The following is a 22,174-nucleotide window of genomic DNA, read 5'->3' as shown; positions in this document are numbered from 1 at the left end:
GCCGGCTCTCGCTCTAGCTCTCGTACCCCAGTAGTTCCAGGATGCGCTGGAGTTCGTCCTCACTATGGAAGTGGAGCTCTATGCGCCCATTCTTCCCACTCCCCGCGATCCGCACGCGCGTCCCCGCGAAACGACTGAGGTCTTCCTCCAGGCGGGCGTAGCGCCCAGCGGCCTTGCGCTGGGAGGAGCGTGCCGTCGGGCGCTTCAGCCCCTCCGCCTCGCGAACGGTCAACTCGCGCCGCACGATCTCGCCCAGTGCCCAGAGCCTGTCGGGTTCGGGCTGCGCGAGGATCGCTCTGGCATGCCCGGCCGAGATGGCTCCCGATTCGATCGCTGCCTGGGCCTCCTCCGGCAACGCGAGCAGCCTCAGCGCGTTGGCGATCGCGCTCCTACTCTTGCCCACAGCCTCGGCCACGCGCTCCTGGTTCATACCGAAGTCGAGCAGGAGCTTGAACGCGCGCGCCTCATCCATGGGGTTGAGGTCCTCGCGCTGCAGGTTCTCGACGACGGCGATCTCCAACGTCTCCTGGTCGCTCAGCTCGCGTACCGTCGCCGGGACACTCGTAAGGCCCGCCCGCTGCGCCGCACGGAAGCGCCTCTCGCCCGCGACGATCTCGTACCCCCCGTCCACCGGCCGCGCCACGATGGGCTGTAGCACGCCTTTGCGGGCTATGGAGTCCGCTAGCTCCGCGATGCCGGCCTCGTCCATCTTCTGACGGGGTTGAAACGGCGAGGGTCGCAGCTGCGCCACCAAGAGCTGCTGGACGCCGCCCTTCTCCACCTTGGGCAACAAGGCGTCCAGGCCGCGACCAAGACCTCTACTAGGCTTCGCTGACACGCTCGATGACCTCCTCGGCCAGTTCTCGGTAGGCTACCGCCCCTTGCGAGGTGGGTGCGTACTCGAGCACGGAGCGCCCGTAAGAGGGCGCCTCCGCCAGCCGCACGGTGCGGGGGATGATGGTCTTGAACACCAGGTCACCGAAGTGCTTCCTGACGTTCTCTTCCACTTCCTGCGAGAGCCGCGTGCGGCTGTCGTACATGGTCAGGACGATACCCAGGATGCGCAGGTCGGGATTGACGGAGCCGCGGACGCGCTCGACCGTATCCATCATCGACGCGATGCCTTCTAGGGCGTAATACTCGCTTTGCAACGGGATGATCAAGAGATCGGCAGCCGCGAGGGCGTTCAGGGTGAGGACGCCCATCGACGGTGGAGCGTCGACGATTATGAAGTCGTAGTTCGGGCGCACGCCCATCAGCCCCCTAGCCAGGAGCCGCATGTTCTCGCGACCGGCATCGACCTCGACTTGGACCCCGGCTAGGTCCGCCGAGGCGGCGAGCACGTGGAGGTTCTCCGTGCTCGTGGCTATGACCGCCTGTCGGGCAGACGAGCGGCCTGCGATGACGTCGTAGAGCGTCGCCTCGGGAGCGCCGATGCCGACGCCGCTGGTGGCGTTAGCCTGGGGGTCCAGGTCAGCGAGGAGGATCCGGCGCCGCTCCGCGAGGGCGGCCGACAGGTTGACCGCGGTCGTGGTCTTTCCGACGCCCCCCTTCTGGTTGATCACGCCGATGATCGGCACGTCGAGCCTCCGAGGAGCTTAAGTGCGACGAGGCTACCACGGTGTTCCAGCGGCTCCTCCACCATCTCGGCTCCTGCCGCGTTGCTCTCGGCCCGGTCCATTCCCGTACGCTTGGCGGCACCGGCCGCGTCGAGAAGCGCTTGGGCCTCTTGGCGCCAACCCTCCCCGCGGCGCGTGATCAGCCAGGCCGAGTCCGCGCGCACGCCCACCGACAGCTCAGCCAGCTCGGCCAAACCCGTCACGGCCTGCGCGGTCACCGCGCTTGCCGCCACGCCGGTCATATGCCGCACATCCCCACCGAAGACCCGGGCGTTACCGAGCCCAAGCGTGGCCACGGTCATCTCTAGGAACGCGGCGCGGCGTCGCCGTCGTTCGACGAGGTGGACGGTGGCTTCCGGGAGACAAGCGGCGATGACTACGCCCGGCAGGCCGGCTCCGGAACCGATGTCCACCACGGTCGCATCGGCACCAACCAGGCGCTCTATGAGGGCTGCGAAGCGGTGTCCCTCCTCGAGGAAGCGGTCGAGCTCGGTTAGACCGCGGTCGGACATGAGGTCGAGGGCGGCATGGTAGCGGGTGAGCAGGTCCCGGTACCGCCCGAGCGTGGCCCCTGCATCCTTCATACGGCTTTCTCCCGGTTCGACCCGTGCCTCGCGGTAGTCGTAGCTCTACCGCGAGCGCATGCGGCTCCGATTCGGCAACCTTCATGCCCTTCGGCACGGGGAACCGCGCTCCACGACGGTGTCGATCGCGATTGTTTCACGTGAAACATTTCCAGGAACCCGTCGTCGGCCGAGCCGGTCCGGCAAGGCGCGGCGCGGTCCGCAGCTTACCTTGGCGACACCCGCTTATCGGACCCACCGTGGCGATGCGCCTTCAGGTGAACTAGGAGCGCGGCCACGTCGCTGGCCCTGACGCCCCGCACCCGCTGCGCAGCGCCCAAGGAAGCGGGGGCCGCTCGGCGAAGTGCTTGCAAACCCTCGGTCGACAGACTGGCCACCGACTCGAAGTTCACGCCTTCGAGGCTCATCCGCTCGTAGGCGGACTGCCCGTCTCGCTGCTGTTTAGCCCGCTCGATGTACGAGGCGTACCGCACCTGGGTGACGACCCGCTCGACCTCGCCAGGTGTCAACTCGTCGGCCGCCACGCCTACCAGCGCCACCACGTCCTCGTACTCCACGCCCGGGCGGCAGAGCATGGTGACGGCGAGGTCGCCGCCGTGCCGCGAGCGAGCTAGCCGCTGTACCTCACGGCTCACCCGCTCCTCGGAGGCGCGCTGCCTAGCGAAGACCTCGTCGGGAACGAGGCCCCACTCGTGACCCATGCCCATCAGGCGTTCGTTGGCGTTGTCCTGTCGATGTAGTAGCCGGTGCTCGTTCCGCGAAGTCATCATCCGGTACGGCTCGGCGATCCCCCAGCGAACGAGGTCGTCGAGCATCACCCCGATGTACCCCTGGTCCCTGAGGACCGTAACCCTCACGGCGCCCCCCGCGTGCCGGGCGGCGTTGACGCCGGCGATAAGCCCCTGCGCCGCCGCCTCCTCGTATCCGCTCGTGCCGTTGATCTGACCAGCCGAGAACAGCCCCCGCAGCTTGCGAGACATGAGCGTGACATCGAGTTGCGCCGGATCGAGGGCGTCGTACTCCACGGCGTAGGCATACCGGTGGATCACGGCGCGCTCGAAGCCGGGCAACGTCAGGATCAACTCGTCCTGCACGTTCGGGGGCAGAGAGCTCGACAAGCCCTGAAGGTAGAGTTCGCTGGTATCCAGTCCATCCGGCTCGACGAACAGCAGATGATGGTCCTTGTCGGAGAAACGGACGACCTTGTCCTCGATCGACGGGCAGTACCTGGGTCCCGTGGCGTCGATCTCGCCCCCGTACATCGCGGACTCGAGCAGATGCTCCTGGATGAGAGCGTGTGTCTCGGAGGTAGTGCGTGTCAACCACGTCGGCGTGCTCGTCATGCGTGGACCGGGCACGCCGCTGAAGGTGCCTGGCGGATCGTCGGAGGGGACCTCCTGCAAGACGCTCAGGTCGACCGAGTCGGCGCGAATACGCGGAGGCGTGCCTGTCTTGAGGCGGACCAAGTCGTGGCCCGTCGCGCGCAGCGACGCGGAGAGGTGCCGCGCGGGAGCCTCGCCCTGCCGACCTGCCGGACGTTGCTTCTTCCCATACCAGACGACGCCCGCCAGGAAAGTTCCCGTGCAGAGCACGACGGCCGGCGCGACCAACGTTCGACCGTCGGTCGTCAGCACACCGGTCACAGAGGCTCCGTAGGTGAGCAGCTCGGCCACCTCAGCGCGGACGATGGCCACGAGGGGCTCGTTCTCCACCAAGGCCCTGGCGGCGGCGGCGTACCCGTCACGTTCGTTCTGGACGCGCAACGACTGCACCGCCGCCCCCTTCGAGGCGTTGAGCATGCGTGTATGGATGGCCGTTTCGTCCGCCAGCCTACCCATCACGCCACCAAGGGCATGCAGCTCGAAGACGAGTTGCGACTTCCCTGGTCCACCGATGGCCGGGTTGCACGGCATGACGCCGATCTTGTCGGGGTTGGGGATGACCAGCGCCGTTCGGGCACCGAGCCGAGCTGCGGCGATCGTTGCCTCGATACCCGCATGCCCGCCCCCAACGACGACCACATCGAACTCCTGCCGCATCCTGCCCTCCTTTGCCCTCGACATCTGCTCTTGACACCGGAGCGGAACCGCTCGGGCGGCCGCGGCCACACCTCGCAAGCGCCCACGAGTATAGCTGTCTGGCACATGCGGCGGCGTCGCGGTTGAGTTCTCTGCCCGGGTGGGTCCCCCACCGGTCGTCGACCCCACCCCCTGGCTTCGTCCCGAGGCCGCTACGATCGTGCCGCCGGCCAATCATGCCGCCGGCCTCCGTAGTCTCTGGCCGCTGGCTTCAGTCTCTGGCCGCTGGCTTCGTCCCGACGCGGCTGCTACTCGCCGCCGGGGTTCACAACCCGAGGGTGGGGTCAAGGTCACTTCGCACCGGGATAGCGGCACGACGGGCTAGGACCGCCAACCTATCCTTGTCGTGGGGCCCCACGACAAGTCGGGAGGCGGGAGACGTCTGATAGACTGGCTCGGTCAACGGCGCCTGCGAGGGCCTTCGAGCATGCACGCAGTTCAAGACGAGCGGTCGGCCAACGAGCACCGGGCTGGCCCCTTGAACCGGGCGAGAACTACCCGTCACGCAGGACCCGCCGCCTAACGCGTCGGGGTGGTCCATGCACCCGGTTCCGCCCGGGACAGCGCGAGGCGGTCTTGCGGGCGTCCTCAGTGCGGATGTCCTCGTCCCCGAGTTCCGTGACGCGCAGCTTGGCTCGAGGCTACCGTCGCCCAGCAGGGCAGGAACGTGGCGCATATCTTGAAGTCGTTGCCGAGGTCGGCGGGCTTGCCCCGGAGCAGCGGGCAGTGGCAGAATCGGCGTCTCGCAGGGTGTATTGGGAAGGGGAAGGTTTGCGATGGCGGGCAAGGCACAGGGGATGTGGGACGACGTCATCGCGCGCATCCGCGCCGAGATCCCCGAGGTCGAGTTCCGCACGTGGTTCAGCCAGGTGAGCCCACACGGCATCGAGGACGGCGCGTTCGTCCTTGGTGTGCCGCACTCGTTCGCCCGCGACTGGCTCAGGTCCAACTACAGCGGCGTGATCGAAGCTGCACTCCGGGACCTCGGCGTCGAACCACCTCGCGTCGTGTTCCAGGTCATCGGCAGTCAAGTCATAGAGCAACGGGACATGTTCAGTGCGCCGCCGGCACCCGAGACGCCGGCGGGCTCCGTCGAGACCCGGCGCCCCAAACTGAACCCCAAGTACGTCTTCTCGCACTTCGTCGTCGGGCCCAACAACAACCTCGCCCATGCGGCCGCACGCGCCGTGGTCGAGGCACCTGGTCACGCCTACAACCCCCTCTTCCTGTACGGGGAGTCTGGTCTGGGCAAGACCCACCTGATGCACGCCGTCGGGCACGCCGTGTTCGAATCACGGCCGGACCTCCAGATCGAGTACGTGACCACGGAGGCGTTCACCAACGACCTGATCACTGCCATCGCCGAGCGCCGGATGACGCAGTTCCGCGACCGCTATCGCACCGTTGATCTGCTCCTGATCGACGACATCCAGTTCATCGCCGGTAAGGAGCGCACGCAAGAGGAGTTCTTCCACACGTTCAACGCCCTCTACGAATCGGGGAAGCAGTTGATCGTGTCCTCTGATCGACCGCCCAAGGACATCCCGACCCTGGAGAAGCGGCTCAGGAGCCGGTTCGAGTGGGGACTGATAACCGACATCCAAGCTCCGGAGCTGGAGACGCGCATCGCCATCCTAGGGATGAACGCCGAGTACCGGGGCGTCAAGGTGCCGGCCGAGGTCATCGACTACATAGCGAGGCATGTGACATCGAACATCCGGGAGCTCGAGGGAGCCCTGGTCCGCGCGATCGTCTACGCATCCATGAACCAGTCGCCCCTCAACCGCCAGACCGTCGCACGCGCCCTTTCAGACGTCTTCGCGCCAGGCGACATCAACCTGACGATGCCAGACATCCTCAAGCGAACCGCCGAGCACTTCGGCGTCAAGCCGGACGACGTGCGTGGCAAAGGCAGGCGCCAGGAGCTGGTGGTACCGCGTCAGGTCGCCATGTACCTGATCCGCGAGTTGACTACCCACTCCTACCCCGAGATCGGGCAGTACTTCGCCGACCGCGATCATTCGACCGTGATGTACGCGGTACAGAAGATCGAGGGTGTCATCCAGGAGGAGGGTGACCTCAGCCGGGCCGTGCGTAGCCTACGCGAGTCGTTCGTCTGAGCGTTGCCCCTCCGTCCCGATCCCCCACCTAGAGCCATCCCCTCTCACGGAGCAGCCCTCTTGCCTCCTTTACTGCCTGTGGATAACCCTGCGGACAATCTTGTAGAGAAGCTGTTGATCCGGTTGTGGAAAGCCCCGGGTCGTACCCAGCTGTTGAAGGTGGTGGAGGAGTCGAACGCTGTTCCACAGGCGATCCCTGATCGTCCACAGTTTGCTCCACAGCCCAGATCGTGTGCCCGACGCTCGACAAGCGGTTATCCACAGTCTCCACAGGCCCTACTAGGAGGACTCCCATGATCTCTAGTTAGGCTGAAACCTAGTAAGCCTTCTTAGGGATGAAACGGGTCCGTTTCGAGTCAAGCGTCAAACACGGGGTTAGAGCGCGTGGAAACCTCGCCAGGAAGGGCTTAACAGGGTATGCTCTGGCACCAGGAGCTAGGCTTCGACAGCCTGGAGGCAACCGGTCCGTGCCACCCGTCAACCCTCACGAAAGCGAATATCATGGAAAGAACCCCGATGAAACCGAGTGAGGCGCACGCGGAGAAGGAACCCAGGAGAGTCGCATGAAGGTGCTCGTCCCGAAGAAGAGCCTAGCCGACACACTCGCACGCGTCGAACGCATCGTTCCCAGCCGGTCCAGCAACCCCGGGCTGAGCTTGCTGCGAATAGACGTCACTGAGGACGGCATGGAGCTCAGCGGGTCGAACATGGATGTCGATATCCGCGCGCGCTTCGCCGTAGACGCCCCTGGCAGGGGCAGTTACGCCGTCGTCGGGCACGTCTTCAGTCAAGTAGTGCGGGCCCTGCCGGGCGAGGACGTCCAGCTCGACCTAGGCGACGACGAGATGCAGATAAGCTCCGGTTCCTATTCGACGAAGCTGCAACTCATGTCGCCATCTTCGGCACCCGTACTGAACTTCGGCACGCAGTTCGGTGGCAGCATCGAGGCCGCGCAGCTTGCCAGGGCGCTCTCGGCCGTGAAGTACGCCGCCTCGGTAGCCGACTTCCAAGCAGTCTTTCGGGGTGTCAAGCTGGAACTGGCCGACGGTCACACGCGGGCCGTTGCAACGGACGGCTTCCGGCTCGCCTACTACGATCTCAAGGAAAGCACCGGCTTGAGCTCCGAGGTAATAGTTCCTGCCCGTAGCGTGGACGAGCTCCTGAGGGTGCTCGGCGACGGTGAGGTGAAGCTGGCGCTCGAGTCCGGTCAGCTTTCCGTCCAGCACGGTAACTACTCCCTGAACCTCAAGCTCATGGACGGGACCTTCCCCGACTACGAGCGCGTCATTCCCAAGACCTTTCCCGTCAGCATCACCTTGGAGGCCGGCCGTCTCGCCGAGGCAGTAGCGCGGGTCGCGCTCATGGCCGACAAGACGACCAACAACCGCGTCGATCTGTTCGTGAAGGGCGGCGAGTTGCGCATCACGGCCGAGGGCAGCTTCGGTCGTAGCCAAGAAGCGCTGCCCGTGCTGCAAGAAGGCACGGACCCGGAGATCGTGCTGGCCTATAACAGCAAGTACCTCACGGACGCGCTCTCCCCTGCGGACGGCGAGGTTCGTTTGAGCTTCTCCGGCTCCAACTCCGCTCCGAGCGTGGTCACGGACCTGGGCGACAACAGCTACCTCGCCATGGTCGTGCCGCTCAGGACCTCGTAGACCTGTTCCAGGAGGAACGATGACGATCATCGAAGACGTGCGCGCGCTCGAGGTGCTCGACTCGCGCGGTAACCCGACCGTGGCAGCCACGGTGACCTTGACCAGCGGCGCTACAGGGACCGCGCTAGTGCCGTCCGGTGCCAGCACCGGAGCTCACGAGGCCGTCGAACTGCGCGACGGCGGTGGCCGTTACGCCGGCAAGGGTGTCCTGAAGGCCGTTCAGAACGTCAACGAGCGCATCGCTCCCGAGCTGATCGGCTACGACGCCCTCGAGCAGGCGGCCGTCGACCGTGCGATGTGCGAGCTGGACGGCACCGCGAACAAGTCCGAGCTCGGCGCCAACGCCATCCTCGCCGTCTCCCTCGCTACCGCGCGCGCGGCGGCGGAAGCCGTCGATCTACCCCTGTACCGCTACCTGGGCGGCCCGAACGGCCGTGTGCTCCCCGTGCCTCTGATGAACGTCATCAACGGCGGCAAGCACGCCGACAACGCGGTCGACATGCAGGAGTTCATGCTGGTGCCGCTCGGCTTCTCCACCTTCGGCAGCGCGCTGCGGGCCGGCGTAGAGACGTTCCACAGCCTGAAGAAGGTCCTCTCCAAGCGCGGCTACGACACCAACGTCGGCGACGAGGGCGGTTTCGCGCCCGACCTGAAGAGCAACAGGGAAGCGATAGAGGTCCTCCTCGAGGCCATCGAGAAGGCCGGCTACACGCCCGGTGACGAGATAGGCATCGCCCTCGATCCTGCCAGCACGGAGTTCTTCTCCGAAGGACGTTACGTCCTCAAGGCCGAGAACCGGGAGTTCGACTCTGACGGCATGATCGCTTACTGGCTCGACTGGATCGACCGCTACCCTATCGTCTCGATAGAGGACGGCATCGCCGAGGACGACTGGTCCGGTTGGGCGAAGCTCACCAAGGCCGTCGGCACCCGTGTACAACTCGTCGGCGACGACCTGTTCGTCACCAACAGCGCCCGTCTTCAGAGGGGCATCGACGAGGCCGTAGGGAACGCCATCCTCGTGAAGGTCAACCAGATAGGCACGCTCACGGAGTCCATGGACGCCATGGAGCTGGCGAAGACCTACGGTTACCGGAACGTAGTGAGCCATCGCTCCGGCGAGACCGAAGACGCCTTCATCGCCGACCTGGCCGTGGCCGTCAACGCCGGTCAGATCAAGACGGGCTCGGCCAGCCGCTCCGATCGCATCGCCAAGTACAACCGCCTGCTTGCCATCGAGAGCGAACTTGGCGACGCGGCACGCTACCTCGGCAAGGCGGCGTTCAAGCGATGAGGGCGGGGCGTTGCACCAAGATCGTCGCTACCCTGGGCCCCGTCTCGAACTCGCCAGAGGTGATCGAGCGTCTGCTGGAGGCCGGAGTCAACGTGTTTCGGCTCAACTTCTCGCATGGCGCGCAAGAAGTTCACCGCGCGACGGTGGACACCATCCGGAGCACGGCCGACGCGCAGGGGGTGTCCGTCGGCATCCTGCAGGACCTTCAGGGCCCTAAGATCCGCGTGGCCCGTTTCAAGGACGACCACATCACCCTCGTCCCCGGCCAGAAGTTCACCCTGACCTGCGGTGACTCGAGCCCGGGCGATGGCACGCGGGTCGGCGTCACGTATACGAACCTCGTCAACGACCTCAAGATAGGCGACACACTCCTGCTGGACGACGGTCGCCTCGAGCTGCGCGTCACGGGGCTCCAGGACGATGACATCCATACTGAGGTCGTCGTAGGGGGCGTGCTCAGCAACAACAAGGGCATCAACATCCCGGGCGCCCATCTCAGCATCCCCGCGCTTACCGACAAGGATGTCGAGGACCTGCGCTTCGGGGCGGAGCTGGACGTCGACTGGGTCGCGATGAGCTTCGTCCGTACTCGCGACGACCTCCTTCTGGCCCGGCATTACCTCGCCCGCGCCGGATCGCAGGCGCGGCTCATGGCCAAGATCGAGAAGCCGAGCGCCGTCGAGCGGTTCAGCGAGATCCTGCAGGAAGTAGACGGCATCATGGTGGCTAGAGGCGACCTCGGCGTCGAGATGCCGGCCGAACGCGTTCCGCTCATTCAGAAGCAACTCATCCGCGAGTGCATGCAGGCGGGCAAGCCAGTCATCACGGCCACGCAGATGCTCGAGTCGATGATCACCAACCCGACGCCCACGAGGGCGGAGGCGTCGGACGTGGCGAACGCGATCTTCGACGGTACCGACGCAGTGATGCTCTCCGCCGAGACGGCGGTAGGCGCGTATCCGGTCGAAGCCGTGCGCATGATGGACCGCATCGCCAGGGCCGTGGAGGCCTCGCCGGAGTATCGCGACGCCATGCATCAGCTCGTGCCGACGGCCGACGCTTCCACGGCCGACGCCGTGGCGCTGGCCGCCGTCGAGATGGCTTACAACCTGGACGCGCGGCTCATAGTCACGTTCACTTCGAGTGGGAACACCGCGTTGCGAGTGTCGCGCAACCGGCCCCCTACCCCGGTTCTGGCCATAACCCCGAATCCGCGGGCCTTAAGGCAGATGATGGTTGCCTGGAGCGTCGTTCCCTACCTTAGCGACGACATTCACAACACGGACGAGATGGTGGTCGTGGCCAAGCGCGGTATCGAGGCTACGAAGCTCATCGGGCGCGACGACCGGTTCATCATCACGGCCGGCGTGCCGTTCGGCATGCGCGGCACCACGAACCTCATCCGCGTGGAGCGGAACCGCTGAACCGAAGCGGCGTATGCCGGTGACGGTCGGGCGCGGCATGCCGAAGTTGGTAGCCGGCCAACCGCACGGGCGCCCCGCAGTACTTGGCTGACGCGCGGTCCGGTTGCTGAGAAGCGGGCGGCGGGAGCGCATGCTCTGGTGCGGTCCGGCTGCTGACATGTCCGAACGAGCGACCCGACCTCCAAACGAGAGCCGCGGCCGGTAAGTCACCGGCCGCGGCTTTTCAGTTGCTAGGGCAGGCTAGCCCGGTCCTCAGGCTTCGCCCTCGGCCACGACCAGCACTTTGAGGTCGATAGTGACCTCGGGGTGCGGGCGGTACGGGACCGAATGCTCGCCGGTCACCTTGATGGGCTCGGCGAGGAGGACCTTGCGACGGTCGATCTCCACGTCGTAGGCGGCCTTGAGGGCGTCCACGATGTCGCGGTTGCCGACAGAGCCGTAGATCCGGCCTTCCCCGGCCTTGACGCGAATCTCCACCTTGGCGTCGCCGAGCATGGCGGCGAGGCGTTCGGCGTCGGACTTGCGCTCCGCCAACTGGCGGGCGCGCTGAGCCAGGCGCGCCTGGAGTTCGGCCTGGTTCGACTTGGTCGCCGGCAGCGCCAAGCCCTGCGGAACCAGGAAGTTCCGGGCGTAACCGTCCTTGACGCGGACGATGTCGCCTGCTTCGCCCAGCTTCTCGACGGGCTCCAGCAGGATCACGTTCATTTCCGCACCAGCTTCTCTGTGATCGGGATGATCGCGAGCATACGCGCACGCTTGATGGTGGTGGCGAGCCGACGCTGATGCTTGGCGCACACGCCGGTGCGGCGACGGGGCAGGATCTTGGCGGTGTCCGAGATGAAGCGCCTCAGCACCCTGCCGTCGTGGTAATCCATGATCTCGTACTCACCCGCGCAGAACGGGCAGACGCGTGGCCTGCGGCCGCGGCGGCCGCCTCCACGCCGACGGCGATCGCCGCCCTTTTCCCGTGCTTCTCTTGCCATCTAGAAGGGTAGATCCTCTTCTGGTGGAAACTCCTCGTCGATATCCAGCTTCGACGGTCTCGCCTGGGCGCCGGTAGCGACTGTGCGCTCCGGACGGGTTCCGGCTCCACCGCTGCCGGGACCGCGAGTGAGGAACTCGACGCGCTGGCCTTCGAGGCGCGTCGTGAACCTGCGATTGCCTTCCTTGTCCGTCCAAGAGTCGTTGACGAGACGACCGATGACGAAGACCGCGTCGCCTTTGCGAAGCGACTCGCAGCCCTCCGCCAGGTCGCGCCACACGGTGACGTCGACGAAGGCGGTGCGCTCCTGGTCGTCCCCGCCGCGCCCCTTGAAGCGCTCGTTGACGGCCACGCCGAAGCGCGTCACCGACGCCCCCGAGGGGGTGGTGCGCAGCTCCGCGTCGCGGGTCAGGTTACCCACGATGAGCACCTGGTTGAGGGCGTCCTTGAGGCGATGCTGACCGCGCGCGTCGATGACCGTCGGCTCACCCGTGCGAACGCCGACCGTGACGACATCGACGCGCTGGGCGTTGACGTCGAGCGCGTTGCGCTTCTGGCCGTCCTGGGCATCCCAAGTGCGGTAGTTGAGGCGGCCTTCCACGAACACGTGGGTGCCTTCCTGCAACTGCTCAGCCATCGTCTCGGCCTGGGCGCCGAACAGGGTGACCCTGTGGTACCAGGCCAACTCGCGGGGTCTGTCGTCCTCCCCCATGACGTGATCGTTGCCGGCCAGGTTCATCTCCAGGATGGCCAACCCGCCAGGGGTATAGCGCAGCTCCGGTCTTTGAACCAGCGTGCCGACTAGTAGAACTGTGTTCATGCCACGTGCCATGGGTGACTCTCCAACCGCTCGTCAACAGGTTCTCTCGGCTTAGGCGGCGACGCTGGCCTTGCCTTCGGCCTTCGGTTCCTTCTTCGTCTTCCACTCCGGGCGTTCCCGGACGACCAGGACTCGCATGACGTTATCGCGTTGGCGTAACGCAGCTTCGATGGTCTTGGGGGTTTCGCCGCTCAAGCGTAGGCGATAGATGAGGTAGTAGCCCTCGTTGCCCTTGCGGATCGGGTACGCCAGACGGCGCATGCCCCATTCGTCGAGCTGGAGAACCTCGCCTCCCGCGCGTTCCACATGGAGCGCCACGGCGTCCTTCTCGGCCTGGACCTGCTGCTCGCTGAGGCTAGGGTCGAGGATGACGTTGAGATCGTACTTCGCTGCTTCGTTCGGCATGTGCACCTCCTTCCTTGACGGGTAGAGACACGACGCGACAGACCGTGATACGGCCCGCGCTCGCCCTACCCAACGTTGGCTCGCCACCACGCGTGCCCGGGCATGCCCGATGCGTTCACGCGGCAAATGCCCATGGTAGCACACGGCGGGGCGGTCCTGGCGTTGTCGCCCGGCCGCCGCCCCACCCTCACGGCCCCGTCCATCCGACGGCCAGGCGGTCGCGCACGAGCATGCCGCCCTGCTCGCCAGCGGCGGTCTCGTACAGGACGAGCGGACGGAAGAGCACGGGCCTGCTCGGCCTGGTCGGGTACAACGATGCGGTCGTCACGACGATGAGGGCCGCTTGATCGGGCTCGATGGTTAGGTCGAGGCTCGCCGCCGGGCGGACGCGGAGCGCTTGGTCGGCCGCCGTCCGCGGTCCGGAACCGTCGGCAGACGCGCCGCCGCTCGCGGTCGGGTTGGTCTGCGTAGCACCCGGCGGCAGTGCGTCAGGTGACGTGGGGTCGGAACCGCCTGGTTCGCTCCCGAACAGGCTCGCCCGCCACCTGGCCACTTGCTCGACGCTGCCGGCGCCGGCGAGGACCTGGCCGGTCGCGGCCACTTCCGGCGCGTACTCTACACGCGTCAACCTCGCGGGCCGGTGCCCGAGGTTGAAGACCGAGAGCACGGCCGGAACGCCGCCCGAAGGCGTGGACGAGGTGCTCACGACGAGGCCCGCGCTGTCGGCCGGCCGCGCCACTATGCGCACCGCGCCGAGCTGGTGCCGGGTCTCCTCACCGGAACGGCACCGCGCCGTGGCGCCTGCCGAGTACTCTCCGGGCGGTAAAGGGGCCGTCACGGTCGTGAGGGGGAGGCGGTAGCCGATGCCGACGTCGTCGTCGGTGGCGACCACGGCGCTGCGCTCGAGCTCGATCCGCGTATCGCCGAGGGACAGCGTCAACGTCACGAGGGGGTCGGAGGCGCTGCAGGCGTGCCCGTGGAACGTGATGCTGCCCCTAACACCGTCGCTCCAACCGAGGTAAGCACCAGGACCAAGCGCAGGCTCGCTCGGTGCGCCGGCATTCGACCAAGGCGCGGCAGCCGTGGGCCAGCGCGAGACCCCGACCACATGGCGGCGGACCCACGCCCAGGCGGGCGATCCTGCGAACGGCAGCGTTGGCAGTGCGCGGGCCAGTCGGTACGGCGCCCGCGGCGCCCAGCTAGGAAGGATGCCGGCCCCGGTCCAGACCTCGGCGAAGGCGAGCATGCTCCCGATGAGTACGGCCGCGAACAGGACCCCGGCGATGCAGGCGGTCCCGCGGAGCCGCCCCCGCTCGAAGCCGAGCGTCAGGCGTCGACCGCTCACGGACCGGGTGCTTCCGGCTGCGACGAGCCGAGCCGTCCCGTTCCGCACGCGACCTGGAGGTCCAGCGCGAGGCCGGCGAGCTCCGCTTCCGCGAACGCGAGCTCGGCGCGGGCGTTCACGACGTGCATGGCGAGCACCGGATCCTCGACGGCACGCGCTGCAGCGCGCGCCGCCTCGAGACCGACTGCGTCAGGCATGTGATCACGCACTAGCCAGAGGAGCGTCAGCTCCGCCGCGTCCACTCCGGACGCTGCGGACTCGTAGGAACGGAGCAGCGCCGTCACCGTGGCCGTGAGGTACTCGAGGGAGTCGGCAAGCTCGAGATCGTCGAACCGTTCGTCATCCGTCGACCCGAGTGAACCGGTCGTCGCGGCGGTCGGCCAAGTCAACCGGAACGCCTGCTCGGCGCCGGTCGGACTCACCCTGCCGGTCAGCTCGCCGGAGGCGGGCCAGTGGCCCGGTAGCGGGATGCGTGCCTCCAGCCCGATGGCCGCGGTCGCCGCCCCTGCGTCGGAGGCGCTCGGGAACCGGCCGCGGTAGTCGGCCCGGGCGAACAGCCCGATCTCGACGCCGGCCGTGGAGGCCAATGCCCGCTCCAAGGCGCGCTGGCGGTGCAGCGACACCGCGGCTAGAGCCTCAGGACCGCTCGCAAGACAGACCGTCAGGCTCGGTGGGTCCGTGAGGATGGCGGATTTCAGCTCATCGAAGGTCGGCAGGCTCAAGGCGGTCGCGGGCACGCCGTGGATGCGCTCCAGCCTGCGCCACAGTTCCGTCGCGTTGGCGGCGGCGAAGCGCGCCAGCCCGGCGACTTCCTGGTGGACCACGAGCAGCTCGCGTTCCCCCGGGCGCAGCACAAGCGCATCGGCATGGCTCGTCGGCGGTCGCCAGTACCGCTCGAACTCGGTCAAGGTCGCCGTAGCGGCGGCACTAAGATCCGTCACGAGGGCCAGGGAGAGAACGTCGCGTATGAACTCGGCCCTTGCCGCAGTCGCTGTCGCCGTCGTGAACGCCGTGAACGCGGATCGCTGCTCGGCGAGCAGAGCTGCCTCCGGCTCCGTCCGGAGGCGATAGAGGGGTATCGACGCGCTCATCCCTAGGCTCACCTCGACGCTGGAGAAGTCGCGCCAGGTGACCGATTCCGCGACGCTTAACTCAGGGAGCCGCGCCAACTCGTGGGCGAGCGCCGAGGTTGCCAGCTCGTTCGCCTGCTGCGTCAAGAACGCGGGCGGGGAGTAGTGGGCCTCGTACGCGGCGAGGAGGGGCTCGAGAACCGATCCTTGCGCGGCCGCCGCTGCACCGGGAGCGAGCAGGGCGAGCAACAGGGCGGCGCGCGTTGTACGCCCTGCGCGGGTGCGCGGCGACCGGCCCGGTAGGGCGCCCCACGACGGGCGCCGGAACGCGCGGACCGGGCACCGTCGCGGAACGCCCGCCCGCTCGTGCCCTGGAGTGCGCGCCGATCCGCAGCGCGGCGCGCGGGACGACTCGCCTATCAGCGACCGTCTGGCCATGAGAACGACGTCACGAGGCCCGTCTCGAGGTAGTAGCTCACCTCGCCGATGGAGACGATGGGCAGTAGGCCGAGCGTGACGGCCGTCGGGCTGCCCGTCAGGCGTCCGTTGGCCGTGGCCTCGATGCCCACCGTGAGCCGACCACCTGGCGGGATGGCGATGCCGGCGCGCGGGATGCGGTCGTCCGGCAGGGGCTGTCTGAGGCGGGTGCCTCGCTCTTCCGCGCGGAGGAAAGGGCTGCCGAGGAGCTCGTCACGGGCGGGGTTCCGGCTCAGGCTCATGAACCGTACCGTCAGCTCGGAGCCGTTGACCAAGGCCAGCTCGTCGAACTTGCGCCCCGGTTCGCCGCCGCTGTCCTCGTACGCATCGGTTCCCGAGACGACCGTGAGCTCGAGCCCAGAGCCAGCCCCGAGCGGAGAGATGTCCGCCAGCGGATAGAGAGCGACGAGCACCCTGCCGAGCCATGTCTCCGCGCCGTACGTCGCTGCGACGGTAACGCTCGCGCTGCAAGGCTCCATGCGCGTGAGCTTCGCCGGAACGCGCCAGACCTCGAAGCGGGTGTTGGTGGGTTCGGCCACGTCCAGACAGTCGGAATCGGACGTGGCCGATACGGAGTCCGCCGCCGCACGGCGCGGGTTGGCGACCGCGAGCGTGGCGCCACCGTTGGAGCCCGGGGCCAGGTCCTCGAAGTGGATGCCTACGACGGGTGCGAGGTCCGGCCCCGCCCCCGCCACGGACCGGCCGACGGCGGCCAGACCAGCCGTGGCGAGGCAGACGAGCGCCACCGCATGGCGGAGGCCGCCCAGCCGCACGCCTGCGAAGCTGCCGTACCCGGCCGCGACCTTGCTGGACCGAAGGCCGGGCCGCATGCGTGCGAGGCCGCGCCAAGGAGCATGTACCCTATGGGTGCTCAGGAGCCGAAGGCGATAACCTGCTTGTCTCATGCTTCTCCCATCTCGACGCTTGGTGGTGGGTGGTGAGCGCGAGCGCGCCCACCACCCACCGGCCGATCAGAGTGCGCCGTCCATCGTCGTGTACTTCATGTAGGTCTTGTTGGTCGTGCCGCGGTCGGCGACGCCGGTGTCTTGCGAGCTGCCGTCGCTGTAATTGGCGAACTTGTGTGCCACGTACGTCGTGGTCACGCGCATGTTGCCCTTGTAGAGCTTGATCCGCTTGTTGGGTGGGACCGTGAGCTGGGCCGTCGTCGGATTGGAGCAGACCCTGCTGAAACCGACGGACAGACTGAGAGCCGCCGAGATGCCTGCTCCGCCGCTGGTCAGGGTCATCCTGCACTGCTCGTCGATCACGTACGTATAAGTGACCGGCACGGAGGACGGGTTGGTGAAGTCGCGCTCCATCGAGTAGCTCGTCTGAGTGGGCTTCCCGGTGCTGGAGCTCACGATCTCCCACGAGTAGCCGACGAGCTTCGGCGGTGGGGGCGGCTCGTTCGGTTCCTCGTCCGGTGGACAGTTGTTGCAGAAGCCGGCCGTCACGGCCGCGAGCTCGCCCATGCCGAGCGGAACGGTGGCGGCGTGGGTGGAGCCGAGCGACATGCTCAGGAGCATGAGTAGCAGCGTGCTAGCGGACCGTAGTTCGAGGCGTTTCACGTTTCCTCCGGTGGAAGTGTCGAGGTGCTTCAGGCGGAAGGCGATCGGCGGTATCCACCCCCTTCGCGCCCCGCGGCGCCCACCAAGCCCAGCGCGGCTAGGCAGGTGAGCACCCCGGCCCAGTCCCCGTACCGCGAGTACGGCGTGGAACCGGCCCTAAGCCTCGCGGTCGCGCCGAGCGTGGTGGCCACGCCAGGCGTGGAGCGCTCGACCAGCCGTCCGGCCGGGTCGATGATGGCGCTGGGGCCGCCGTTCGAGGCGAAGGCCGACCACACGCCGTTCTCGACCGCGCGTAGACGCGCGACGCGTAGGTGTTGAAGAGGAACGTCGCCGCCGGCCGCGAACGTGTCGTCCGTGATGACGGCAAGCAACTCGGCCCCGTCGCGCGCGGCTGCGCGCACCGTGGCCGGGAAGGCGATGTCGTAACAGATCACCGGAACGACCAGGACGCCGCCCACCTCGGTGGCGCCCTGGGTCGTCCCTGCCGTGAGGCCGGCTTCGGCGAACGGCACGAGGCGCCGCTTGTCGGCGACATGGATGAGCTCCGAACCGACGAGCACGAAAGCCGAGTTGCCGTATGCGCCGGCATCCTCGTCGCGCGACGCGGCGCCTGTGAGCAGCGGCGCCAGTCCGGCCAGGGTCAGGCGCTGGTCGCCGGTGAGCGGCGCTCCGGAAGCGGCGCGCGATGAGACATAGCCGAGGCGGCCCGGCCAGACTCCCTCGGGCCAAACGGTGACGGCCGCGGTTCCTGTGCCTGCCGAGCGGGAGAGGTCGGCCAGGGTCGCTAAGAGTTCGGCGGCGAGGGTCTCATCGGACCCGGCGGCGGCGCGCGCGGTGGCCGGTAGGTTGGGTTGCACCACCACGATGCGCGTGACGCCCCACTCGCCTGCCGGCGCGGCAGCAACGGCCTGCCCAGGGGTGGCGACCGCCTCTCCGACAGCCTGCTTACCCGCTGCGATCGTCGCGCCGTCTACGGCAGTAAGCGACGTGGCGGCCGGTGCCCCCGTGGCGACCGACCAGACGACCAGCGCAAGGAGCCCGAGGCCCCCGACGGGCAGAAGGGTCGCCGACGCGGTCCGAGGCGCCCAGCCGTGAAGACGAGCGCTCGCCATGACGCGGTGCACAGCCTCTAGCGCCAGCGCGTTGGCGAGCAGGACCGCCAGGCTCACTGCCGTTACCGAGCCGAGGCGCGCCAGGTGGACGGCGGGCGTCTCCGCCTGGGAGTAACCGATCACGGCGAGGGACGGTGCCCAGGCTCCCGCAAGCCACTCCTGGCGGGTCGCCAGCTCGGCGCAGCACCAGAAGACAGGGGGGACGAGCCAGACAAGGCGCCGAGCGCCGCCCCGCAAGCGCGCGACCACGAACGCGGCCGCGCCGCAAGCGGCGCCGAACGGCAGCGCGGCCGCGCTGGCGACGACCAGGTACGCGGGCAGTGAGAGGGCCAGGGTCGCTTCGTAAGCCACCGAGGTGACTCCGAGCGCAGTGAGCGCGCCGCAGACGGCCGCGAGCAGGAAGCGCCGGCGCGCGGCCAGGACCTGTACCAGATGGAAGGTCGGCATGAAGGCTACCCAGGCGAGGGCGGGCGAGGCGGCCCACGGCCGTGAGGCGGCTGCCAACAGGACCATGCTCGCCAGGCAGGAGACGTATAGCTCCGCCCCGGTGGCGGGAGCGCTCCAGGATGAAGCGGTCGCTGTGGCCGCGCCGGGCGAGTCGTTCCTGAACGCGGTGGGACGGGGCAGCGATGTGAACGGGGCCGACATCTAGAGCGCCCCGAGCAGGAACACGCGGCCGCTGAAGCGGCGCGCGAAGGCGTCGAGCGGGAGCACGTACGCGCCAACGGCGGGGTCTGCCACCGTCACCGCGCCGCGAGTGACGGCGCGCACGGCGACGAGGTGACCGAGCGGCGCGGAGCCGACGACGTTCATGTGAGCGACGAACGGTAGGGGCAGCCCGGCCAGGTCGGCAGGACCGACCCGGTACCACGTGCCAGGGAACCCGAAGCGGTCGGCGAGGCGAGCGAACTCGCCCAAGCTGAGGCCATCGGGAGCGAGCCGCGCGGCGGCGGTGACCGAAGCCAGTTCGAGCCTACTCCCGGACCAGGCGGCGAGCGTGGCGACGACGGCCGGCCCGCAGTCGTTGCGCTGCGACTGCAACACGACGGGCACCGAGCCGAGAGGGTAGGGCGTGGCGTTCCAGGCGCGGCTGGCCTGGGCGCCGAGGGCCGTAGGCAACGTCAGGACGGCCGCTGCCGCCAAGGTGGTGAGGATCGGCACGAGCGAGCGCCACCGCCTCGAGGCCCGGACCCAAGACCGGGGCGCCGCGCCTTGCCGTTCGCCATGCCGATCGGCGACCGCCGGCCGGTTTCCGCTGCGTGCTGCCCTGCCCATACCCTCTCCCTCCTTCGAAAAGAGGCTAGGGGCTGGGCGTTACTTGTGAGTCACGCAAGTTGGTCGGAGCCGACCAGATCTAGGCGCTCGTCCTGCCCGGGCTCACGTGCCGCGCGCCGTCAGCTCACGCTGGTCGAGAGGGTGGTCGCAGGACGCTCGGCGTCCTTGTGCGCCCGCGGCGCGAAGCCCAGCAGGCGCAAGCCGTTGGCCACCACCAGGATGGTGCCGCCCTCGTGCCCGATGACCCCGAGGGGCAAAGGAAGGTGGGAGAAGAGCGTGACGATGACCATCAGGACCATGATCCCGAGCGCGAAGGCGAGGTTCTGCCTGATCACGCCGTTGGCGCGCTTCGCGAGCTCGAACGCCTCGGGGAGCCGTGAGAGGTCGTCCGAGAGCAGGGCGACATCGGCTGCCTCCAGGGCCGCGTCGCTGCCGGCCACTCCCATAGCCACGCCGACGTCGGCGCTCGCGAGGGCGGCCGCGTCGTTGACGCCGTCACCCACGAAGGCCACCGTGCCGCCCGCTCCCAGCTCGCGGACGACCGCGACCTTCTCGTCCGGTAAGAGGTCGGCGCGTACCCCTTCGGACCCCAGCCCGAGCGTGCGCCCCACGTCGCGCGCTACGGCCGCGTGGTCGCCCGTGAGCATCGCGAAACGTTTCACCCCGGCCCGGGCGAGCTGTGACAAGGCGGGCGCCGCGCTCGGCCGCACGACGTCGGCCATGCCGAAGAGCCCGGTGACGCGCTGCGCGTCGCCCAGTATGACCACCGTCTTCCCCGCGCTCTCGAGTCGAGCCAGGGCGGCGGCGGCCTCTTCGGCCAGCCCGACCCCGAGCTCGGCTGCCAGCTTGCGGTTGCCCACCCAGTGCGGTGTGCCGGCCAGCTTCCCCACCAGGCCCTTGCCGGGCACGGCGACCACGTCGGAGGGGGTCGGACAGGCGAGCCCGCGGCTGTCGGCCGCCAGGCAGAGCGCCTTGGCGAGGGGGTGGTCGGAGGCGGCCTCGATGGCCGCGGCGGCGGCGAGCGCAGCATCGTCGCTCTGGCCGAACGCCATGATGTTCGTCACCTGCATGCGTCCCTCGGTGAGGGTGCCGGTCTTGTCGAACGCGATGGTGGTCACGGCCCCGAAGCGCTCGAGGGCCCCGCCGCCCTTGAAGAGCACGCCCATGCGAGCCGCGCGCGCTAACGCCGAGAGGACGGCGGCCGGCACGCTGATCACGATGGCGCATGGGCTCGCCACCACGAGGAGGGTGGCGGCCTTGTAGAACGCCGCGTGCGGGTCGGTGCCCGAGAGGAGGAACGCGGCGAGCGCCAGCGCCGTCCCGGCGATGACGAGCACCGTATAGCGCTGGCCGAACCAGTCGCTGAAACGTTGGCTGGGCGAGCGGCTGGCCCTGGCCTCGGTGACGAGCTCGATCATGCGAGCCAGGGTCGAGCTGGACGCGTCTTTCGTGACCCGCAACTCGAGCGCCCCGTAGCCGTTGATGCTGCCGGCGAACAGGGCGTCGCCGACGGCTTTGTCGACGGGAACGGACTCGCCCGTGATGGGCGACTGGTCCACGCTCGACGCGCCGCGCTCCAGTACGCCGTCGAGGGGCACGCGCTCGCCCGGCCGCACGAGCAGGCGTGCGCCGATGGGGACCGAGTCGGACGGCACCACGCGTAGCTCGTCGCCCTCCAGGAGCGTGGCCGTCTCGGGCTTCAGCTGCATGAGCGCCGCGACGGCCCCCTTCGTGTTGGTGAAGGCATGGTCCTCGAGCGTGCCGGCGAGGCTGAAGAGGAAGAGCAGCACGGCACCGTCTCGGGGTTCGCCCACGAGTGCCGCCGCCACCGCGGCGAGCACCATGAGGAGGTCGATGTCGAACTTGCGCTCACGCGTCAGCTCGGCGAGGGCCTCGGCGGCGGCCGGCACGCCGCCGGCCAGGAAGGCGACGGCCAGCCCGACCGCAGCGACGAGGCCCGCCACACCGCCGACACCGACGTAGTCGGCGAGCCAGCCGCTTCCCTGACCGTCGTAAGCGCGCCCGACCACCACGGCCAGCACGGCGGCGGCCAGGCCGAGGCCCGTGAGACCCGTGAACACGGCAGCCATGCGGTTCCGCCCACGCTCCGCCGCCAACTCGTCGAGCAGCCCCTCGGAAGCGGATCTTGGGGTCTCCCCCGAGGCGGCAGCATGGCCGGCCCCCGTGTTCGGTCGCTCCGGTTCTCGCATGCCCATAACCTAACCCGGAATCGTTCCGATTACAATATGGCTACCTTCGCGACTATGCCGACCCCAGCCGCCGGACCCGAGAAGCCGGTCTCCCCTTGCCGTCCAGCCCCAAGGCCCGGTCTCCCCCTCATCATAC

20 protein-coding genes are annotated in these 22,174 nt (G+C 68.2%); 5 read left to right on the top strand and 15 right to left on the bottom strand.

Annotation, left to right across the window (positions count from 1 at the left end; genetic code table 11):
• Positions 1 to 13: 13 nt before the first annotated feature.
• The 4 genes from M9914_10005 to mnmG all read right to left on the bottom strand — a co-directional run bounded on the left by M9914_10005 (position 14) and on the right by mnmG (position 4,242).
• Positions 14 to 838 (bottom strand): ParB/RepB/Spo0J family partition protein, encoded by an 825-nt coding sequence (locus tag M9914_10005; protein ID MCO5174510.1) that lies wholly within the window; start codon positions 836 to 838, stop codon positions 14 to 16.
• Positions 822 to 1,580, bottom strand: a complete 759-nt coding sequence (locus M9914_10000) for a ParA family protein (protein MCO5174509.1) — start codon at positions 1,578 to 1,580, stop codon at positions 822 to 824. Before M9914_10000 ends, M9914_10005 begins: the two co-directional genes overlap by 17 nt.
• Positions 1,562 to 2,203: a class I SAM-dependent methyltransferase gene (locus tag M9914_09995; GenBank protein MCO5174508.1), complete on the bottom strand. Its 642-nt coding sequence runs from the start codon at positions 2,201 to 2,203 to the stop codon at positions 1,562 to 1,564. The genes M9914_10000 and M9914_09995 overlap by 19 nt, the downstream gene beginning before the upstream one ends.
• Before the next feature lie 206 nt (positions 2,204 to 2,409).
• Complete coding sequence (mnmG, locus tag M9914_09990) at positions 2,410 to 4,242, bottom strand: tRNA uridine-5-carboxymethylaminomethyl(34) synthesis enzyme MnmG (protein ID MCO5174507.1); 1,833 nt, start codon at positions 4,240 to 4,242, stop codon at positions 2,410 to 2,412.
• 815 nt (positions 4,243 to 5,057) lie between these two features.
• Between mnmG and dnaA the strand changes: the two genes are divergently transcribed.
• From dnaA to pyk, 4 genes are all read left to right on the top strand, one after another.
• Entirely contained in the window at positions 5,058 to 6,401 is a 1,344-nt protein-coding gene (gene dnaA / locus M9914_09985; protein MCO5174506.1) for a chromosomal replication initiator protein DnaA, read from the top strand.
• Positions 6,402 to 6,964: 563 nt separating this feature from the next.
• On the top strand, positions 6,965 to 8,056 hold the full coding sequence (dnaN, locus tag M9914_09980) for a DNA polymerase III subunit beta (GenBank protein ID MCO5174505.1): 1,092 nt from the start codon (positions 6,965 to 6,967) through the stop codon (positions 8,054 to 8,056).
• 19 nt (positions 8,057 to 8,075) lie between these two features.
• Positions 8,076 to 9,350, top strand: coding sequence for a phosphopyruvate hydratase (gene eno / locus M9914_09975; GenBank protein MCO5174504.1), 1,275 nt, complete (start codon positions 8,076 to 8,078; stop codon positions 9,348 to 9,350).
• The gene (gene pyk / locus M9914_09970) at positions 9,347 to 10,774 is read left to right on the top strand and encodes a pyruvate kinase (protein ID MCO5174503.1); all 1,428 of its coding nucleotides are present in this window, start codon (positions 9,347 to 9,349) and stop codon (positions 10,772 to 10,774) included. The genes eno and pyk overlap by 4 nt, the downstream gene beginning before the upstream one ends.
• Before the next feature lie 252 nt (positions 10,775 to 11,026).
• Here pyk and rplI read toward each other — a convergent pair whose 3' ends face one another.
• The 9 genes from rplI to M9914_09925 form a co-directional block, all read right to left on the bottom strand.
• Positions 11,027 to 11,479 carry a 50S ribosomal protein L9 gene (gene rplI, locus M9914_09965; protein MCO5174502.1) on the bottom strand — a complete coding sequence of 151 codons (453 nt, stop codon included), beginning with the start codon at positions 11,477 to 11,479 and terminating at the stop codon, positions 11,027 to 11,029.
• Complete coding sequence (gene rpsR, locus M9914_09960) at positions 11,476 to 11,757, bottom strand: 30S ribosomal protein S18 (protein ID MCO5174501.1); 282 nt, start codon at positions 11,755 to 11,757, stop codon at positions 11,476 to 11,478. The genes rplI and rpsR overlap by 4 nt, the downstream gene beginning before the upstream one ends.
• Positions 11,758 to 12,576: a single-stranded DNA-binding protein gene (gene ssb, locus M9914_09955; protein ID MCO5174500.1), complete on the bottom strand. Its 819-nt coding sequence runs from the start codon at positions 12,574 to 12,576 to the stop codon at positions 11,758 to 11,760. It abuts the gene before it with no gap.
• Between the two features lie 51 nt (positions 12,577 to 12,627).
• Positions 12,628 to 12,981 carry a 30S ribosomal protein S6 gene (gene rpsF / locus M9914_09950; protein ID MCO5174499.1) on the bottom strand — a complete coding sequence of 118 codons (354 nt, stop codon included), beginning with the start codon at positions 12,979 to 12,981 and terminating at the stop codon, positions 12,628 to 12,630.
• Between the two features lie 187 nt (positions 12,982 to 13,168).
• Positions 13,169 to 14,326, bottom strand: a complete 1,158-nt coding sequence (locus M9914_09945; GenBank protein ID MCO5174498.1) for a hypothetical protein — start codon at positions 14,324 to 14,326, stop codon at positions 13,169 to 13,171.
• On the bottom strand, positions 14,323 to 15,645 hold the full coding sequence (locus M9914_09940) for a hypothetical protein (protein MCO5174497.1): 1,323 nt from the start codon (positions 15,643 to 15,645) through the stop codon (positions 14,323 to 14,325). The genes M9914_09945 and M9914_09940 overlap by 4 nt, the downstream gene beginning before the upstream one ends.
• A 170-nt stretch (positions 15,646 to 15,815) precedes the next feature.
• Entirely contained in the window at positions 15,816 to 16,703 is an 888-nt protein-coding gene (locus tag M9914_09935) for a hypothetical protein (protein MCO5174496.1), read from the bottom strand.
• 141 nt (positions 16,704 to 16,844) lie between these two features.
• Positions 16,845 to 17,441: a hypothetical protein gene (locus M9914_09930; GenBank protein MCO5174495.1), complete on the bottom strand. Its 597-nt coding sequence runs from the start codon at positions 17,439 to 17,441 to the stop codon at positions 16,845 to 16,847.
• 29 nt (positions 17,442 to 17,470) lie between these two features.
• Positions 17,471 to 19,000: an apolipoprotein N-acyltransferase gene (locus M9914_09925; GenBank protein ID MCO5174494.1), complete on the bottom strand. Its 1,530-nt coding sequence runs from the start codon at positions 18,998 to 19,000 to the stop codon at positions 17,471 to 17,473.
• Here M9914_09925 and M9914_09920 point away from each other — a divergent pair.
• Positions 18,999 to 19,205: a hypothetical protein gene (locus M9914_09920; protein ID MCO5174493.1), complete on the top strand. Its 207-nt coding sequence runs from the start codon at positions 18,999 to 19,001 to the stop codon at positions 19,203 to 19,205. The genes M9914_09925 and M9914_09920 overlap by 2 nt on opposite strands.
• Here M9914_09920 and M9914_09915 read toward each other — a convergent pair.
• Positions 19,202 to 19,714, bottom strand: a complete 513-nt coding sequence (locus M9914_09915) for a cysteine peptidase family C39 domain-containing protein (GenBank protein ID MCO5174492.1) — start codon at positions 19,712 to 19,714, stop codon at positions 19,202 to 19,204. The genes M9914_09920 and M9914_09915 overlap by 4 nt on opposite strands.
• Positions 19,715 to 19,947: 233 nt before the next feature.
• The gene (locus M9914_09910) at positions 19,948 to 22,038 is read right to left on the bottom strand and encodes a heavy metal translocating P-type ATPase (protein ID MCO5174491.1); all 2,091 of its coding nucleotides are present in this window, start codon (positions 22,036 to 22,038) and stop codon (positions 19,948 to 19,950) included.
• Positions 22,039 to 22,174 lie beyond the last annotated feature (136 nt).

It is taken from the genome of Trueperaceae bacterium, from assembly GCA_023954415.1.
Taxonomy (GTDB): domain Bacteria; phylum Deinococcota; class Deinococci; order Deinococcales; family Trueperaceae; genus JAAYYF01.
Note: the sequence above shows the minus strand (reverse complement) of the source record. Positions and strands in the feature narration are given on the sequence as shown.